The following is a 16,569-nucleotide window of genomic DNA, read 5'->3' as shown; positions in this document are numbered from 1 at the left end:
CATGGCGAGCAGTGTGCTGGCACCGGTGCAAGAGCGCGGTCGAGCCGCGCTTGAACAGCTTGGTCTGCCCAACCGCCGCCAGGAGCCCTGGCGCCTCACCGACCTCAAGCGGCTTGCGGCCGTTTCGGAATTGCCGGTCAGTGCCTCGCCACCGTCCACGTCCCTGCCGGCCAGCCTGGACGGTGTGACCCGTCTGATGCTCAATGGTTTTGATGATCCCCTGGCCGGCCAGGTGCTTCCTGAGGGAATCACGGCGCTGAACGCCGAAGAACTCGAGCAGGCCCTCGGCCACACCCTGGATCGCTGCGGTTGTGCCCAGGTCTGGCCCGTGGAGTTAAACCATGCCAAAGCCCAGCAGATCCTGGCCCTAAGGGTGCGGGGACGGGTTGGCCCGTTGGAGCTGGTCCTGGCGGCGGGTGCCGGGTTGAACGCCACGCGGGTGCTGCTGCTGTTGGAGGAAAAGGCAGAGCTTGAGCTGATGCAGGTGCTGCTGGCAGAGGGGGCGTCGGCCCACAGTCATGTGCTGGAAGTTCATTTGGGGCAGGAGGCCCAACTCCGCCATGGCGTTCTGGCCACTGCAGATGGGGTGTCATCGCTGATGGCCCATTTGGCCGTTGAGCAGGAGCCCCGCAGCTCCTATGCCCTCACTTCGGTGGTTCAGGGCTGGAACCTGGGACGGGTGGAGCCCCGGGTGGTGCAGGTGGATGGCCAGGCAGAGACCGTGCTTAAAGGTCTGGCTGTCACTGGCGCCAAGCAGCAGCTGGCCACCCACACCGCCGTGCGCTTCGACGGGCCGGAGGGGGAGCTGGATCAATTGCAGAAATGCCTGGCCGGTGGGCAGTCCCACGCGATTTTTAACGGCGCCATCAGTGTTCCCCGCGATGCGCAGCGCACCAATGCCGCGCAGTTGAGCCGTAACCTGCTGCTGTCCGGCCGGGCCCGGGTGGACACCAAACCTGAGCTGGAGATCGTGGCAGACGATGTGCGCTGCGCCCATGGCGCCACCGTGTCGCAGCTTCAGGACGATGAGTTGTTCTATCTCCAGAGTCGGGGCATCGCTGCGGCGGATGCAACGGCGCTGCTGCTGCGCGGTGCCTGTCAGGAGGTGATTGCCCAGCTTCCTGCTGCTGCGCAGGCCTGGCGCCCCCTGGAGCGCGTGATGGAGAGTCTCGCCCCATGACGATCGCTGCTGAAGCACGATCCAGTGCTGATTTTGTGGATTTATCGTCTCGATATCGTGCCGATTTTCCGATTCTTAAGCAGCGTGCCCCCGACGGAAGGCCGCTGATTTATCTCGATCACGCTGCCACCAGCCAGAAGCCCCGTCAGGTGCTCGAGGCGCTGCAGCACTACTACAGCTGCGACAACGCCAACGTGCACCGCGGCGCTCACCAGCTCAGTGCCCGTGCCACCGATGCCTTCGAAGCGGCCCGCAGCACGACGGCGGCCTTCATTGATGCCGCCAGTCCCCGGGAGATTGTCTTCACCCGCAATGCAAGCGAAGCCATCAATCTGGTGGCGCGCACCTGGGGTGACGCGAACCTCAAGCAAGGGGATGAAATTCTGCTCACGGTGATGGAGCACCACAGCAACCTGGTGCCCTGGCAGCTGTTGGCCCAGCGCACCGGCTGCGTGCTGCGCCATGTGGGCATCACCGATTCCGGCGAGCTGGATCTCGAGGATTTTCGGGCCCAGCTCAATGAGCGCACTCGGCTCGTGAGCCTGGTGCACATCAGCAATTCCCTGGGTTGCTGCAATCCCCTCGATCAGGTCATCCCCGCGGCCCATGCCGTTGGCGCCTGCGTCCTCGTGGATGCCTGCCAGAGCCTGGCTCACAAGCCCATTGATGTGGTGGCCCTTGATGCCGACTTCCTGGTCGGCTCGTCCCACAAGCTCTGTGGTCCCACCGGCATGGGATTCCTCTGGGCGCGGGAGTCGCTGCTGGAGGCGATGCCTCCCTTCCTGGGCGGCGGCGAGATGATTCAGGACGTTTTCCTGGACCACAGCACTTGGGCGGTGTTGCCCCATAAGTTCGAAGCGGGCACCCCTGCCATTGGTGAGGCGGTGGGCATGGGGGCAGCGATTCGCTATCTGCAGATGGTGGGTCTGGAGGCGATTCAGGCCTGGGAGGCGCAGCTCACCAGGCATCTGTTCGCTCGGCTGCAGGCCATTGATGGTGTGCGGGTCTTGGGCCCTACGCCGGATCAACAGCCCGAGCGTGGTGCCCTCGCCACATTCCTGGTGGATGGCGTGCATGCCAACGACATCGCCGCTCTGATTGATGCCTCCGGGATCTGCATTCGCAGTGGTCACCACTGCTGTCAGCCCTTGCACCGCATCTATGACGTGACAGCTTCAGCGCGGGCCAGCCTGAGTTTCACCAGCACCTTTGAAGAGATCGACCGCTTCAGCGAAGAGCTCGCTTCCACGGTCGCTTTCTTGCGCGAGCACAGCTGAGCCGGCTCAGGCCGCCAGCTGATCGTTGTGAGCCGCGGCTTCGCGTTGCCGCAGGGGAACAACCTTGTTGGTTTCGATGGAGTACTTCACCCAGCGGTAAGAGCGTGCACAGGGACGGGGCGCTGCGTTGATCGGTTCAGGGCTGGCGTAGCTGTTGCCGCGATAACGCAGGATCCGCATCAGTTCTGTCGAAACTTGCGGCAGCTTTTCAGGCCTACCGCTGTTGCATGGGTTCCGTGGGGCACAGGTTGAACGTTCCTGCTGGTTGCTGGCTCAAGCCATCACAACTGCTGAACGGGGTTGTGTGGGTTGTAACATTCCGGTAGGGAAGCACTCTTTCGTTTCAGGCCGAACACGGTTGATCGAACGGATTCACGTCTTCAGTCGGCCGGAATGTTGTCCCGCTGAGAGATGCGCTCGAATCGCTTCGTGGCCTGAATGATGATGAACAGGGCCCAGGCCACAAGCATGGCCGAAACGAAGGTGTCGAGCACTTTGCCAATAGCGATGGGCCCGCCGAAGTAGGGGATGGCGAGGTCCTTGTAGCTGCCATGGGGGATGAATGGATTGATCAGCGGCATCAAAAGGTCGGTGGACAGGCTTTTGGTGATCGCTGAAACCTGATCACCCACGACCACGGCGATGGCCAGGGCCAAGACATTGCCCTTGGTGAAGAAAAAATCTGTGAATTCCTTGAGCAGCCGTTTCATGGCGTTTTCCCTCGATGCCGTTTTCGGCCCTACGTTCACAATCAACCCTTTCCCCGGCAAGTCCAGGCTCACCAACCCCCCATTCAGAAGCGGAGCCAGTGTTGAGGCAAAGCTGGTGCTAACAGCGGGGGCCAGAACCCCTTGGGTTCTGTGGGAGGGCTTGCATTGTCAGGTGCACCAAGGATTGGAAGACGGGGTTGTTGTCGATGGCCTGCGATGACGTCTCGCGCACGGGTGAGTGCCCACTGGCTCAGCAGGGCATTGGCGGCGTTGCCGGTTCTGGCCCTGGTCAGTCCCTTCGGCGCGCGGGCCCTGGCGGGTCAATCGTCCCCGCCACTCCGTTGGCAGGTCTGTAATAACGACACCTTGGCCTCCCAAGGCTACGAGTGCGCCAGCTTCACCCGTCCGCTCCGCCGATCTAAGCCCGATGGCCCACAGGTTGAGCTGGCGGTCTTCCGGCTTCCGGCCACGGGGTCGGCCCAGGAGCGGATCGGCACGCTCTTTTTCAATCCCGGCGGTCCAGGAGCCCCCGGACATGGCAGTGCTGTCAAGGGACTGCTCTTGCCTGAGGAGGTGCGGCGCTCCTTTGACTTCTTCACCTGGGATCCCCGGGGGCTTCGCCAGTCCAGACCTGCGTTGGCTGATTGCGCGGTGGCTATGCCCCACCGGCCGGCCACAGGACCCGTCGATTGGCAGTGGGTGTTGATGCAGCGTCAGCGGGAGCTGGCCGAGAGCAACCGCTACTGCATTGCCCGACACCGCAAATTGATCCCGCAGATGGGCACGGTTGAGGCGGTCCACGACTTGGACGCCCTCCGCCAAGCCGTGGGCGATGACCGCCTCAATTTCTGGGGGGTCTCTTATGGAACTGTGATCGGCTCCACCTATGCAGCGCTGTTCCCCGGGCAGGTTCGCGCTCTGGTTCTCGATGGAAATGTCGATCCCTGGATTGATCTCGGTGGTTTGCGTCACTCCGCTACTGCACCCGATGACGCGATTCGCTTCTTCCTGCAGCTGCATCCCGACCTGAAACGTCCACTGCAGCGTTCGCTAGCCCGGCTGGCCCGAGAACCCCTCACCCTGCCCGACGGCAGCTCATACACCCGCTGGGATCTGTTGGATCCCTTGGTCAACTACATCTTCATTTCCAGAGTGTCCGGGACCTATGGACGCACCATGATCGAAACGGTGCACCAGGCCTTGTTTGGAGCTCCGGCGGAGCAAACCGCGGCGCTGACGACGTTGGAGCACCCCCTGTTGCGCAGTCCAAGCCGGGATACCAACGCTGGCGCTGGTTTTGCCGCCGTCGCTTGTCAGGACTTTCCCCAGCGGCCGTCCCCGCAGCAGCAGGCGGCCTGGCTCGGCGATCTCACCCGTCAGGCCCCGCTTTATGGCGGCAGCCTTGGAGTGAACTTTCTTGCCCTCTGCAGCGGCTATGAGGATCTGCATGCCAGCACACCTGTGCCTCGCGCTCCCTTCCCCGAGCGTCGCGTCTCCGGCTTGATCATCGGCTCCAGTTGGGATGCCGCCACCCCCTGGGTTTGGTCTGCTGCGATGGCCCGGGCCTTCCCGTCGATGCGCACTCTCCAGGTGGTCGGCAACGAGCACGGCATCTACACCAATGCCCAGTCCTCCTGCATGGAGGAGGCCGTGAGCGACTACCTGCTCAAGGGCACCGTGCCGCCCACGGATCTGAGTTGCCCCTACGTGAAACCGGCCAAGCAGCAGTCCTTCCCTTAAGCGTCGGGCAGGTTGAGCTGGCGGCGGAAGAACGCTTCGGTCGCTTCCAGCACCTCGATCTGGGTGGCTTGGTTGCGGAAGCCGTGGCCTTCCTCCTCGAAAAGCCGCACCTCCACCGGGATGCCATTGCTGCGCAGGGCCTCGGCCATGCATTCGGTTTGCTCTGGAGGCACCACCTTGTCTTGCAACCCCTGGAAGAACAGCACCGGGCAGCGGATTCGATCGGCATGCAGCAGCGGCGACCGCTGCTCATACAAAGCCCGCGCCGCGGGCCAAGCCCCCACCAGGCCATCGACGTAGCGCGCTTCAAATCTGTGGGTGTCTTCGGCCATGGCTGTGAGATCACACACCGCATAGCGGCAGGCACCGGCCCGGAACACGTCGGTGAAGCACAGCGCCGCCAGGGTGGTGAAGCCGCCGGCGCTGCCGCCTTCGATGGCGATCTTGCCGGGATCAGCCCGGCCGGTCTCGATCAGAGCCTGGGCTGCTGCGGCGCAGTCGGCCACATCCACCACGCCCCAGCCCCCGTTGAGGCGCTCCCGGTAGTCCAGGCCGAATCCCGTTGAGCCGCCGTAATTCACGTCCACCACGCCCCAGCCCCGGGAGGTCCAGTACTGAATCGCCAGGCTGAGGCCGCGGCGAGCCATGGCCGTTGGTCCGCTGTGGCTTTTCACCAGCAGAGGTGCAGGCCCTGATGGGTTGCCGCTGGGGGGGTAGTACCAGGCATGGGTGCGTTCGCCCTGGTGGCCGTTGAACCACAGCGGTTCGGCCACGCTGATCGCCTCAACCGGCAAGGGTGCCGCGATGGCGGGGCTGTGGCTCCAGAGCGGCGTGGCCGGTCGCAAATCGATTTCCAGCAGACCGGTCACGCTGGTGCTGTTGCTGGCCACGGCCACGGCGCGGCCATTGCATGCGCTCAATCCCGCCAGGTCATCAAACGGTTGCGGCAACGGCAGCACCGTTCCATCCAGGCTGAGCCGTTGCAAAGCCCAGGCCCCGCGGCTGCAGACGGCTGCGATCAGCTGCTCGCCATCCCAGGCCGTGGTGCTCATCCCATAGATCCACTGGGGCATGGCCGTTTCAGCAGCCATCGGCCAGGGCTTCTTCCAGGCGGCGCCGGCGCTGGGCTGAAGCATCAGGTTCCACCATCCTGTGCTGTCTTCCGCCACAAGCAACTGCCCGTCTGGCAGCCACTGGGGTTGAAACACCGAGACGCCGTCGCCTCCGGCCAGCTGGCCCGCTTGGAGCAGCTCGCCTGTGTCGCTGAACTCTGCGCACCAGAGACTGCTGCTGTCCCAGGGCATGGCGGGTTGCTGCCATTCCACCCAGGCGAAACGGTGACCATCGGGGCTCAAGCAGCCGTAGCCCGCAAAGTCCGTCGGTTGATGCAGCCGCCGCGGGGTTTGATCGGTTCCGCTTAGCGCCAAGCTCACCAGCTCGTCACGGCCCTCGATTTCACGGATGCCGATCCAGCGCTGCCTGGGCAGATCGAGCACGCCATCCGCCAGCTCCCAGTCGCCCTCCCGGCTGAGCCGTTGGGCTGCTGCCAGTGGGGTGGGTTGATGGGTGCTGGTCTGGGGCAAGCGCCAGTCCTGACGCCAGAGGCAGCCGCCCTCGATCCAGGCCAGGATCAGCCTGTCCTGCTCTACCGCGGTGGCGAGCACCCCGCCGCCGTAGTCATGCACCCGACTGCGCAGGTTGCTGGAGGCCGGCGTCAGCTCCTGTGGTTCTGCTTCGGAATCGCCGAAGCGCCGGATCAAGGCTGTGGTGCGGCCGCGCTCCTGGGGGCGCTGTTCCAGCCAGATCATCCATACCGTTGAATCGGGACCGCACACCAGCGCCGGTTCCTTCAGTCCCGGCAAACGGCCGACGGCATGTTGCGCGGATAAGCGGGCGGCTCCCATGTCGTCTGATTCAGGCCGCTTACCATGCTGGATCAACGCGGCGTTGGTCTTGGCAGGAAGCTTTGCAGAGTTGGCCCGTCAGGCCGATAAGTCGCGCGACACGATGCTGGTGCCCAAGACGGCCCTTGAAACTCCGCCGTTGGAGATTCACACCCTGGGCGATGAGGTGCTGCGGCAGCCCGCGCGACGCATCGGCAAGGTGAATGAGCAGGTGCGTGAGCTAGCCCGCGACATGCTGCGCAGCATGTACACCGCCAAGGGCATTGGCCTGGCGGCGCCTCAGGTGGGTATTCACCAGCAGCTCCTGGTGATTGATCTCGACCTTGAAAATGCAGCCACGCCGCCCCTGGTGCTGATCAATCCGGAAATCACGGCGGCCAGCGCCGGGCTCGATACCTATGAAGAGGGCTGTCTCAGCATCCCCGGGGTGTATCTCGATGTGGTGCGCCCCACTGCGATTGAACTGAGCTTCCGCGATGAGATGGGTCGGCCCCGAAAGATGAAGGCCGATGGCTTGATGGCCCGTTGCATTCAGCACGAGATGGACCATCTCAATGGCGTGTTGTTTGTCGATCGCGTCACTGATCAAGACGGTCTGCAGAAGGAGCTCAAGGAGAAGGGCTTCGAGCGCCAAGATGTGCGGAGCGTCGCCTGATTTATGCCGATGAAACCCCTGGCCGGCGTCTTTCTGGCCCTCGCCTGTGTTCTGGGTATCGCTAGCACTGGTTGTGTGTTTGAACTCGCCTACGGCGATCCTGATCTCGGGGTCAAAACCACCAGTTGGATCCTGGCGCTGGCGGCCCCGGGAACGGTGGGAACCCTTTTGTTCGCCATTCGCCTGAACAAACCGGCCTGATCGGGGGCGACCGATTCAGGCATCACTTTTACGATCCGCTCAGTTCCTCCATGGACGTGATGGCACGCTTTCGAACCGTGGCCGCTGCCGGCCTCGCTCTCGCAGCGACCTCGGTACCGGTGGCCCTGGCCCAGGGTTCGTTGTTCACGGCAGTGCCTGTGGAGTTGAGCAACTTCGTCTTGGTGTCGGCCCCGATCGGTCAGGGCGAGCGTTCACAACTGAACATCTACGAGCAGCGCACCACGAAACGCCCCTGTTTTGCTGTGGCCGCAGGATCTCCGGCCATGGTGGATCCGCTGTTGTCCACCTTCGATTTCACCGGGGTCTGCAACCGCTACATCGATGGGAACGGCTATTCCCTGCGCATTGGTGGTGATGACCTTGGCACCCGTTACAGGCTCAGTGTGGTGAACACCGGCAGCGACATCGAGCTGCTGGCCACACCTACCAAGAATCCCTCGCAGCCCACCATGCTCGTGGCCCGGGCCGGTGGTGCCGCCAGCGGTTTTGTTCAACTAAAGCTTGAGCCTGGCTGGACCCTGAAGCGGCGCGCCTACGGCAAGAAGAGCCTCGGTCATCTCTATGTCTACCGGGACAGTGCGCCTGTGACCGGTTCCAGTGCGAGCCCTGCACCGGTGGCGGCTGAACAGATCGAGAGTTCCACGGCTCCGTCCTACTGAGCTAGCGCAGAACCGGTCAAAACACCTGTTGTAGTCCTCTGTCAGTGATTTCACACTGAAGACAGACCCCGGAGGACGTCATGAAAACAACGGTTGTGCAGTGGTTCCAGTGGTTCGGTGAAGCGATGACCCATGCGCTGGGTTCGTTCGACGACCGTCATCTCCAGCCCCCGCCGATCGGCACCCAGCCCTACCGGGACACACCAGACAAGCGTGCCCGCGACTACTGAGCGCCAGGCTGCTTGAGCAGATCGGTGCAGCGGAAGCAACTCGCTTCCGCTGTTGCGTTTCGATCGACGCTGGTCCGGTCGTTGAGATCAGCAATGGTGCGCGCCACGCGCAACAGCTGAAGGCTGCTGCGCGTGCTCAGGCCGCGCTGGTTGATCAGCTGTTCCCAGAGTTCAAGCGCCGTCGCCTCGATGGCTCCGCTCTGCTGCAGCGCTGCCGCCGATAGCCGCCCATTGCTGGCTCCATCGGGATTGCGCCTTTGCATCCGCTGCCGGGCTCGTTCAATCAATGCGGGCTTGCACCAGGACGCTGAGGCTTGCGTTTGTCTGGGTTGTTTCAGTACTGCTGCCATCTCCCTGGCGGAGCGCCGTTCCAGCCGCAGTTGCAGATCGAGCCGATCCAGCAGCGGGCCGGAGAGCCGCTGCCAGTAGCGCAGGCGTTGGCTGATGCTGCAGCGACAGCCATGGTCGCGGTCGCCATGCCAGCCGCAGGGTCAGGGATTGGTGGCGGCCACCAGCGTGATCAGGGCCGGGAACACCGTGCTCTGCTGGGCACGGCTGATCTGCACGGCGCCGTCCTCCAGGGGCTGCCGCAATTGATCCAGCACCGTTCGCGGAAATTCCGCCAACTCATCGAGGAAGAGCACGCCACCGTGGGCCAGGCTCACTTCACCAGGGCGGGGTGAGCGTCCGCCGCCGAGCAAGGCGGCTGCGGAGCAACTGTGGTGTGGCGATCGAAAGGGGCGTTGCTGCTGCAGTTGATCAATGCCATTCAGATGCCCGGCGATGGAATGGATGCGCGTGATGGTGAGCGCTTCCTTTTGGTTCAGGCTTGGCAGTAGCCCTGGCAGTTGATGGGCCAGGCGGGTCTTGCCGCAGCCGGGGGGACCCACGAGCAGCAGGTGATGGCCGCCGGCTGCCGTCGAGGCCCAGTTCACCTGCGCACCAGAGACCCTCCAGTTGAGGGCGGGCGAGCTGCCCGCTGGCCACCAAAATGGCTAGGGCGATGGGGAGATCAAAGGAGGGACCTTCCTTGCGCAGATCGGCTGGAGCCAGGTTGATCACCACGCGCACCAGGGGGCCGCGGAAGCCGCTGTTGCGCAGGGCGGATCGGACCCGCTTCCGGGATTTCTGAATGGCCTTGTCCGGCAGACCCACCAGCTGGACGCCCGGCAGGCCCGGGGCGATATCCACCTCCACCACCACTGGTCGGGCCTCCAGGCCTTGCAGGGATGCACTGAGACAACGTGCCAGCATTCTGTGGAGGGTGACGCAGGAGATTCATGCCCCTGCTGTCACACCGGTCCGGCTGTTCCTTTGTTTTCAAGGCCCATGGCAGACGACACGATCTTCGGGAAGATTCTTCGTGGCGAGATCCCGTGCGATGAGGTCTACAGCGATGAGCAGTGCCTGGCCTTTCGCGACGTCGCCCCCCAGGCGCCCGTTCACGTGCTGGTAATTCCCCGCAAGCCGATCGAGAGTCTGCGGTCTGGTGCTGCTGAGGATGCGGCCTCGCTGGGCCATCTGTTGCTGGTGGCTGCCCGCGTGGCCAAACAGGAGGGTCTGGATGACTTCCGCACGGTGATCAACAGCGGCGCCGGTGCGGGGCAGACGGTGTTTCACCTTCATGTGCACGTGATCGGTGGGCGTCCTCTGGCGTGGCCTCCCGGTTGATGTCAGCGGCGAAGCGGCGCGTCGGCAGCCAGACTGAGCACAGTTCAGCAGTGGCATGACCCACCAGCTTCAGAACCTGCGCAATCAGGCCGCCAAGCTGCGTCGGCTTTCGCAGCCCTACTTCTTCCCCTACACCGAAGACAACGGCTGGCAGTTCCTTGGACTGCTGGTGAGCCTGCTCTTCTGTGTGGCCGGGATCGTGCTGTTCCTGGTCACCGGGTTGATGAACGGCCTGTCGTGGCTGTTGCCGGAGCTGACCGGCCAGTACCTCGGGGGCGTCCAGTCCTCCCTGGCCATGCTCTGGTCCCGTGGCTGGGGGGCGGGAATTAGTGCCCTGTTCGTGCTGGGGGCCGTGGTGTTCGCCTCCGTGCGGGGCCAGCTGAGGCACCGCCGCTGGCTGCCCTGGCTGTTTCTCGGCCTGATCATCCTGATGCTGTTGAGCGTGAACGGCATCAATGCCGGCATCACATTCATCGCCAGGGATCTGACCAATGCGTTGATCTCCAAAGACGGTGATGCGTCGTATCGCAACCTCTGGATCTACGGCGCCTGTTTTGCGGTCGCGCTGCCGATTCGCAGCCTGCAGTTTTATTTCACCCAGAAACTGGGGCTGTTCTGGCGGGAATGGTTGTCGCTGAGCCTGGTGGACGATTACCTCCGGGATCGGGCCTATTACGTGCTCAATCCCAACGATGAAGCGGCCACCAATGTTGATAACCCCGATCAACGCATTTCCGAGGACGTGCGTGATTTCACAGCGCAGGCCCTTGGTTTTGCGCTGAATATCTTTGATTCGATTCTCACTTTTTCCCTCAACATCCTCATCCTTTATTCGGTGAGTGAGGGGCTCACCTTCGCCCTATTGGCCTACGCATCCGGAGTCTCTGCCCTGATGATCGTGGCCGGTCGAAAGTTGGTTCGGTTGAACAACTTCCAACTGCGCTTTGAAGCGGATTACCGCTATGGCCTCGTCCGGGTGCGGGACAACGCTGAATCAATCGCTTTCTATGCCGGAGAGCAGCAGGAAGCCAAGGAGGTGACGCGTCGCCTGGCCACCGTTGTTGAAAACTTCAATCTGCTGATTGTCTGGGAGGTGCTGCTGCGGGTGCTGCAGCGTTCAAGCATCTACGCCAGCAATTTCATCCCCTATCTGATCCTTGCGGCTCCGATTCTTGCCGGGGAGATGGATTACGGCGGCTTTGCCCAGGCGAACGTCGCCTACAACCTGGTTGAAGGATCGTTGTTTTTCATCATCTACAACATCGAAGCCTTGGCTCGGTTCTCGGCATCGATCAACCGGCTTGAAGGCTTTCAATCCAACATCTCCAACCTCGATCCGGAGGAGTGGAGTGATTACATGCCGCGGATTGTGCCCTCTGAGCGCCTGGCGCTGCAGGGGGTGACGGTCAAAACACCCCGCACCGACAACGTGCTGGTGCGAGACCTCAGTTTCTCCCTGGACAACGCCGAGGGCCTGCTGGTGGTTGGACCCTCCGGCTGCGGTAAGACCTCACTGCTTCGGGTGGTGAGTGGCCTGTGGGGCTCGCCGACAGGCACTGTCTATTCCCCGGGGCAGGGTGATCTCCTTTTCATCCCCCAGAAGCCCTACATGGCCCTGGGATCTTTGCGCGAACAGCTCTGTTATCCCCTCGATCAGGCCCGTTTCAGTGATGAACATCTGCGGGCTGTTTTGGATCAGGTGATGTTGGGCAAACTTCTGCAGCGCTATCCCGACCTCGATATCAAGCAGGACTGGCCGCGGCTGCTCTCTCTGGGTGAACAGCAGCGACTGGCCTTTGCGCGGCTGCTGCTTAACTCGCCCAAGGTCGTGGTGCTGGATGAAGCCACCAGTGCCCTGGATGTCGAGACTGAATCGCGCCTTTATTCCCTGTTGCGGGATCGTGAGGTGGCGTTCATCAGCGTGGGCCACCGTCCAACCCTGAGGGATTTCCATGACACCGTTCTGGAGCTCAGCGGCGATCACGACTGGCGGCTGATCCCGGCGACCAGCTATGACTTCGGGCGTTCCTGAACCGGCCGGATGACCTCCACCAGCGAGACCCCTGACACCACGTCCGTTCCGGAGACGTCCGCCACCACCAACGATGTGCCCGCCTTCGGCTGGAGTGGTTATGCCGAGCGGGTGAATGGCCGTTTCGCCATGGTGGGTTTTGTGGCGGTGCTGTTGATCGAGGTGCTCAGCCGCGACACCTTCCTGCACTGGGCGGGGCTGCTGCCCTGATCAGGGCAGGCGGATCAGATCCACATCCCAGCGTCCGTTCCGGCTCACCTGCACCGCCAGTCGCCGGCCTAAACCGTCCAGGCTGACGCTGCGGGGCACACCCGGTGGATCCAGGGGCAGCCGTTGTGTCGCCCCGACGTTGCGCCTATAGAGCACCAGTTCGGTGCGGTCCTCCCGTTGCTGGACCACGGCCAGGCGTTGCCCATCGGCACTGACGCTGACGCTGATCGGTTGGGCATCAGCACGGTTGAGGCCCGGCAATGGGACGGGGCTGCGGCTGCGCAGGTCGATTAGTTCGACCCGCTCCCGTCCATTGCGTTGGCCCAGGCTTGCCAGCCAGCGTCCCCCCAGGGATGGATCCCGCCGGCTGTTCACGGATTGACGCAGCAGGCCGTTGAGGTCGGGCCGGGGCGTGGGCCTGGGACTGCTGCAGCCGGTCACAAACGCCAGGCTGAAAATCAGAGCGACGCGGATCATGGCTCTGACGACAGCGCCGGTGTGGAGAGGCTCTGCCCCGGAGGACGATCCGGCTCGAGCAGATCACTCAGATCCAGCAGTTCCACGCGCCACCGGCCTTGATCCGTCACCTGCAGGGCGATCTGCTGTGCATCCGGCGCAAGGCTGAGCAGCACTGGGTCTCGGCCCCCGGGCAGCGGCAGGGGGTGCATGCGTCCGTTCAGACGGTCGGTCACCACCGCAAGTCGGCGGCGCCCCCGCTGGGTGATCGCTGCCAGGTATCGGCCGTTCCAGCTCAGGGAGGGGGAGCTGTGGGGCTGATGTCGGCTCAGCTGGGGAACAGAGACAACGGATCCATCGCTGAGGCGGCGCAGCTGCACTGTGGGTCGGCCGCCGTGATCGCTGACGACCGCCAGCCACTCACCACTGCCACTCAGAGCTGGGGCCTGCTGGCTGGTGGAGAGCACGCCACCACTGGCCCGTTCACTGCGACCGTTGCAGCCCGCCAGCGCCAGGCTGGCGAGCAGGATCAGCAGCGGACGAGGCAACTGGCTCAGTCGTCGAAGCGGGAGCTGTTGTCCCGCGGTCTGCCGGACGAGGGCCGTGAGCTCCGGGGGGGTTGGCGGTTGCTGCTGGGCCGGTTCGAGGCGACGGGCGGTTCACCAGATCGTCTGGAGTCGCTCGCGGTGTTCGGGTTACCGCTGGGGCGTCCCCGATTCGGTGCGGAACCACTCGGCGCTGAACTGCGGCTTGGGGCGAAGGCGGCATCCTCGGCTCCTGAAGGAGCGCGTTCGCCGGCAGGACGCTCAGGGCGCCCAATGGGCCTGCTGCCACGGCGTTGTTCCTCTCGATCCGTCCGTCTGGAACCAAAGTCGGGGCGTCGTTCATCCCGGGCTTCGCCGGCGCGGAAGCGAGCCATGCGGCGGGAGCGCTCGTCGTTTTGGTCCCAGCCGGAATCGCCCTGATCACGGTCTGCCGATCGACGGCTGGCGGCTTCCTCAGGAATGGCGGCGCGGCTGGCGCGGCGCGGCCTGTAGAACTCCTCCTCAGGCCGTTCTTCGGCGTCATCGTCACGGCCTGAGAAGCGCCGTCTCAACGGCTGGGGCTCATCAAAACGGTCGAAACCGCCGTCATCCCAGCTGCCCCGCAGGCCCCCTGTGCCTCCGTCTCGGGCCGGTGCCGGTTCGTCATCGAAGTAGGCGGAACGCCGTGCTTGTTCGGTGGCCACGCCGCGCAGTCGCACGCTTTCGTAGGCGAAGAACACGGTGGTTCCAGCCAACAGGAATTGGCCGAACTGAAGAATCGGGTCGAGGCGCCACCCCTGGAAAAACAGGATGCCGCCGCATAGCAGCCCGATGGCTGCAAAGAACACGTCGTAGTCCCGCGCCAAGGCGGGCTTGAACGATCGCATGAAATAGAGCAGAGCGCCGCCGACGGCCAAAACGATGCCGACGATGCTGGCCCAATTGAGACTGGCGTTAACCAAAGCTCTGCTCCCGCTTAGGAGTCAGTCTACGAGGGGCGCCAGGGGCGGATCAGAGCTTGCGGTCGACCTGGTCGGTTTGGCTCAGCAGGAACAGGGCGATGGAGGCAGGAATCACGACGATCACACCTCCCCAAAGGAGGCTGCTCAGGAAGTTGGAGAGGGAGGGGGTCATGGGGTTGCTGCCGTCTGCTTCAAAGCCGCGCCGATCTTAAGAAGCGATGCCGTCTTTCTACGATGAGGGGACGATTTGCTTTGAGCTTTGTGACGCCGCTGCTGCTGCAGGCCCTGCCAGTCCTTCATTTGCTTCTGGGCTTGCTGCTGGCGGCCTGGACCCTGGCATTTCTGCTGCGCATCGTGCTCACCTGGTACCCCCAGGTCGATCTGAACAAGGGCGCCTGGCCCCTGGTGGCATGGCCAACGGAACCTGTGCTCTCGGTGAGCCGTCGCGTGATCGCCCCGATTGGTGGAGTCGACGTCACTCCAGTGATCTGGGTGGGCTTGATCAGCCTCGTGCGCGAGTTGCTGGTCGGCCAGCAGGGGCTGTTCTCCCAGATCCTGATGAACGCCCAGGCGGTTGCCTGAGCTCAGGGGAGCATCTCCTGCTCCACGAACTTGGTGTGCACATCGCCGTTGACGAACTCCGGCCGATCCAGCATCTCCAGATGGAATTCCACCGTGGTTGGAATCCCGGTGACGGCACATTCATTCAGGGCACGTTTCATCCGGGTCATGGCGTGGTCGCGGTCTTTGCCCCAGACGATCAGCTTGCCGATCAGCGAGTCGTAAAAGGGAGGGATGTCATAACCCGTGTAAACGTGGCTGTCGACGCGCACACCCGGCCCGCCGGGGGGAAGCCATCCGGTGATGCGTCCGGGTGCGGGACGGAAGTTGTGCCGGGCATCCTCGGCATTGATCCGGCATTCGATCGCATGGCCAGTAAGCTGGATGTTGTCCTGGCGCACGCTGATGGGTTCGCCGCCGGCAATGCGCAACTGCTCGGCGATCAGATCCACACCCGTCACCATCTCAGTGACCGGATGCTCCACCTGGATCCGGGTGTTCATTTCCATGAAATAGAAGCCACCGCTGCGATCCAGCAGAAATTCCACCGTTCCGGCGCCCTCGTAATTGATGCTTCGGGCGGCAGCAACGGCGGCTTCGCCCATGCGGCGGCGCAGGTCTGGATCCAGGGCCGGGCTGGGGGCTTCCTCCAGCAGTTTCTGGTGACGGCGCTGAATCGAGCAGTCCCGTTCACCAAGGTGCACCACATTGCCGTGGCGGTCGGCCAGCACCTGCACTTCCACGTGGCGGGGCCGATCGATGAATTTCTCCAAGTACAGGCCTGGATTGCCAAAAGCTGCTTCCGCCTCCCCCTGGGCTGCTTTGTACAGGCTCTCCAGCTGACTGGCGTCCGGCACCAGGCGCATGCCGCGTCCACCGCCGCCGGCGGTGGCCTTGATCATCACGGGATAGCCCATTTCCTCGGCCAGGGCGGCCGCCTGGCTGGTGCTGCTGAGCAGGCCTTCGCTGCCGGGCACCGTAGGAACGCCCACCGACTGCATGGTCGATTTGGCGGTCGACTTGTCCCCCATCGAGCGAATCGCGTGGGGTGACGGCCCGACGAAGGTGAGGCCGTGATCACGGCACATCTCGGCGAACTTGTCGTTCTCCGCCAGGAAGCCGTAACCGGGGTGGATGGCGTCAGCACCGCGGGAGGTGGCGGCCGCCAGGATGTTGGGAATGTTGAGGTAGCTCTTGCTGCTGAGGGCTTCGCCCACGCAAACCGCTTCATCAGCGAGCTGAACGTGAAGAGCGTCCTTATCGACGGAGCTGTACACCGCCACGGTGGCGATCCCGAGCTCGCGGCAGCTTCGAATGATCCTTAGGGCAATCTCGCCGCGGTTGGCGATCAGCACTTTGCCGATGGGCATCCCGCAGCATGTTCAGGCCTGACGCCGGATCGTATCAGCGCCGACTGAAGATCCAGAGAGGGAAGACCCTGCCCGGTATGATCTGTCCTCGACAACACCCGAGCGGTGAAGTCGACCACGCGGATGTGGTGGAATTGGTAGACACGCACGTTTGAGGGGCGTGTGGCTTCGGCCTTGCGAGTTCAAGTCTCGCCATCCGCATTTTT

The 16,569-nt window shown here is 63.4% G+C and carries 19 protein-coding genes, 1 tRNA gene and 1 pseudogene; 12 read left to right on the top strand and 9 right to left on the bottom strand.

From position 1 onward, the window contains the following. Position 1 precedes the first annotated feature (1 nt). Both SYNCC9605_RS11355 and SYNCC9605_RS11350 read left to right on the top strand, forming a co-directional pair. Positions 2-1,180 carry a SufD family Fe-S cluster assembly protein gene (locus SYNCC9605_RS11355; protein ID WP_011365212.1) on the top strand — a complete coding sequence of 393 codons (1,179 nt, stop codon included), beginning with the start codon at positions 2-4 and terminating at the stop codon, positions 1,178-1,180. Continuing rightward, positions 1,177-2,457, top strand: a complete 1,281-nt coding sequence (locus SYNCC9605_RS11350; RefSeq protein ID WP_011365211.1) for a SufS family cysteine desulfurase — start codon at positions 1,177-1,179, stop codon at positions 2,455-2,457. The genes SYNCC9605_RS11355 and SYNCC9605_RS11350 overlap by 4 nt, the downstream gene beginning before the upstream one ends. Positions 2,458-2,463: 6 nt before the next feature. On the opposite strand, the gene SYNCC9605_RS15270 is transcribed toward SYNCC9605_RS11350, so the two are convergent. Beyond that, complete coding sequence (locus SYNCC9605_RS15270) at positions 2,464-2,637, bottom strand: hypothetical protein (RefSeq protein WP_011365210.1); 174 nt, start codon at positions 2,635-2,637, stop codon at positions 2,464-2,466. Between the two features lie 200 nt (positions 2,638-2,837). After that, on the bottom strand, positions 2,838-3,167 hold the full coding sequence (locus tag SYNCC9605_RS11345; protein WP_011365209.1) for an MscL family protein: 330 nt from the start codon (positions 3,165-3,167) through the stop codon (positions 2,838-2,840). A gap of 216 nt (positions 3,168-3,383) precedes the next feature. Between SYNCC9605_RS11345 and SYNCC9605_RS11340 the strand changes: the two genes are divergently transcribed. After that, complete coding sequence (locus SYNCC9605_RS11340) at positions 3,384-4,907, top strand: alpha/beta fold hydrolase (protein ID WP_156783124.1); 1,524 nt, start codon at positions 3,384-3,386, stop codon at positions 4,905-4,907. On the opposite strand, the gene SYNCC9605_RS11335 is transcribed toward SYNCC9605_RS11340, so the two are convergent. Next, positions 4,904-6,811 (bottom strand): S9 family peptidase, encoded by a 1,908-nt coding sequence (locus tag SYNCC9605_RS11335; protein WP_011365207.1) that lies wholly within the window; start codon positions 6,809-6,811, stop codon positions 4,904-4,906. The genes SYNCC9605_RS11340 and SYNCC9605_RS11335 overlap by 4 nt on opposite strands. 49 nt (positions 6,812-6,860) lie before the next feature. On the opposite strand from SYNCC9605_RS11335, the gene def reads away from it, so the two are divergent. From def to SYNCC9605_RS15265, 4 genes are all read left to right on the top strand, one after another. After that, positions 6,861-7,466 (top strand): peptide deformylase, encoded by a 606-nt coding sequence (def, locus tag SYNCC9605_RS11330; protein ID WP_011365206.1) that lies wholly within the window; start codon positions 6,861-6,863, stop codon positions 7,464-7,466. A 3-nt stretch (positions 7,467-7,469) separates the two neighbouring features. Next, the gene (locus SYNCC9605_RS11325) at positions 7,470-7,667 is read left to right on the top strand and encodes a hypothetical protein (protein WP_006850702.1); all 198 of its coding nucleotides are present in this window, start codon (positions 7,470-7,472) and stop codon (positions 7,665-7,667) included. Between the two features lie 50 nt (positions 7,668-7,717). Next, a complete protein-coding gene (locus SYNCC9605_RS11320) occupies positions 7,718-8,347 on the top strand; it encodes a DUF3747 domain-containing protein (protein WP_011365205.1) in 630 nt (209 codons plus the stop codon). A gap of 80 nt (positions 8,348-8,427) precedes the next feature. Continuing rightward, a complete protein-coding gene (locus SYNCC9605_RS15265) occupies positions 8,428-8,577 on the top strand; it encodes a hypothetical protein (RefSeq protein ID WP_011365204.1) in 150 nt (49 codons plus the stop codon). On the opposite strand, the pseudogene SYNCC9605_RS11315 reads toward SYNCC9605_RS15265, so the two are convergent. Further along, a pseudogene (locus SYNCC9605_RS11315) lies at positions 8,571-9,831 on the bottom strand (YifB family Mg chelatase-like AAA ATPase). The gene SYNCC9605_RS15265 and the pseudogene SYNCC9605_RS11315 sit on opposite strands and share 7 nt — an antisense overlap. 75 nt (positions 9,832-9,906) lie before the next feature. On the opposite strand from SYNCC9605_RS11315, the gene SYNCC9605_RS11310 reads away from it, so the two are divergent. The 3 genes from SYNCC9605_RS11310 to SYNCC9605_RS11300 are packed head-to-tail and all read left to right on the top strand — an operon-like array spanning position 9,907 to position 12,490. Next, entirely contained in the window at positions 9,907-10,248 is a 342-nt protein-coding gene (locus SYNCC9605_RS11310; RefSeq protein WP_011365203.1) for a histidine triad nucleotide-binding protein, read from the top strand. A 55-nt stretch (positions 10,249-10,303) separates the two neighbouring features. Beyond that, positions 10,304-12,280: an ABC transporter ATP-binding protein/permease gene (locus SYNCC9605_RS11305; protein WP_011365202.1), complete on the top strand. Its 1,977-nt coding sequence runs from the start codon at positions 10,304-10,306 to the stop codon at positions 12,278-12,280. Positions 12,281-12,289: 9 nt separating this feature from the next. Then, complete coding sequence (locus SYNCC9605_RS11300; protein ID WP_011365201.1) at positions 12,290-12,490, top strand: chlorophyll a/b-binding protein; 201 nt, start codon at positions 12,290-12,292, stop codon at positions 12,488-12,490. Here SYNCC9605_RS11300 and SYNCC9605_RS11295 read toward each other — a convergent pair whose 3' ends face one another. The 4 genes from SYNCC9605_RS11295 to psbX are packed head-to-tail and all read right to left on the bottom strand — an operon-like array spanning position 12,491 to position 14,604. Next, complete coding sequence (locus SYNCC9605_RS11295) at positions 12,491-12,967, bottom strand: TolB family protein (protein ID WP_011365200.1); 477 nt, start codon at positions 12,965-12,967, stop codon at positions 12,491-12,493. It abuts the gene before it with no gap. Next, a complete protein-coding gene (locus SYNCC9605_RS11290) occupies positions 12,964-13,494 on the bottom strand; it encodes a hypothetical protein (protein WP_011365199.1) in 531 nt (176 codons plus the stop codon). Before SYNCC9605_RS11290 ends, SYNCC9605_RS11295 begins: the two co-directional genes overlap by 4 nt. Positions 13,495-13,499: 5 nt before the next feature. Continuing rightward, on the bottom strand, positions 13,500-14,432 hold the full coding sequence (locus SYNCC9605_RS11285; RefSeq protein ID WP_011365198.1) for a Ycf66 family protein: 933 nt from the start codon (positions 14,430-14,432) through the stop codon (positions 13,500-13,502). Between the two features lie 49 nt (positions 14,433-14,481). Then, a complete protein-coding gene (gene psbX / locus SYNCC9605_RS11280; RefSeq protein WP_006851281.1) occupies positions 14,482-14,604 on the bottom strand; it encodes a photosystem II reaction center X protein in 123 nt (40 codons plus the stop codon). A gap of 80 nt (positions 14,605-14,684) precedes the next feature. Here psbX and SYNCC9605_RS11275 point away from each other — a divergent pair, with 80 nt between their 5' ends. Next, a complete protein-coding gene (locus SYNCC9605_RS11275; RefSeq protein WP_011365197.1) occupies positions 14,685-15,014 on the top strand; it encodes a YggT family protein in 330 nt (109 codons plus the stop codon). Positions 15,015-15,016: 2 nt separating this feature from the next. Here SYNCC9605_RS11275 and accC read toward each other — a convergent pair whose 3' ends face one another. Then, positions 15,017-16,363: an acetyl-CoA carboxylase biotin carboxylase subunit gene (gene accC, locus SYNCC9605_RS11270; RefSeq protein ID WP_011365196.1), complete on the bottom strand. Its 1,347-nt coding sequence runs from the start codon at positions 16,361-16,363 to the stop codon at positions 15,017-15,019. A gap of 119 nt (positions 16,364-16,482) precedes the next feature. Between accC and SYNCC9605_RS11265 the strand changes: the two genes are divergently transcribed. Next, positions 16,483-16,564: transfer RNA gene (locus SYNCC9605_RS11265), tRNA-Leu, on the top strand. The last annotated feature ends 5 nt before the right edge of the window (positions 16,565-16,569 follow it).

Origin of the sequence: Synechococcus sp. CC9605, from assembly GCF_000012625.1 — a bacterium.
In the GTDB taxonomy this organism is placed as follows: domain Bacteria; phylum Cyanobacteriota; class Cyanobacteriia; order PCC-6307; family Cyanobiaceae; genus Parasynechococcus.
This window is presented reverse-complemented; position numbering and strand designations above follow the sequence as displayed.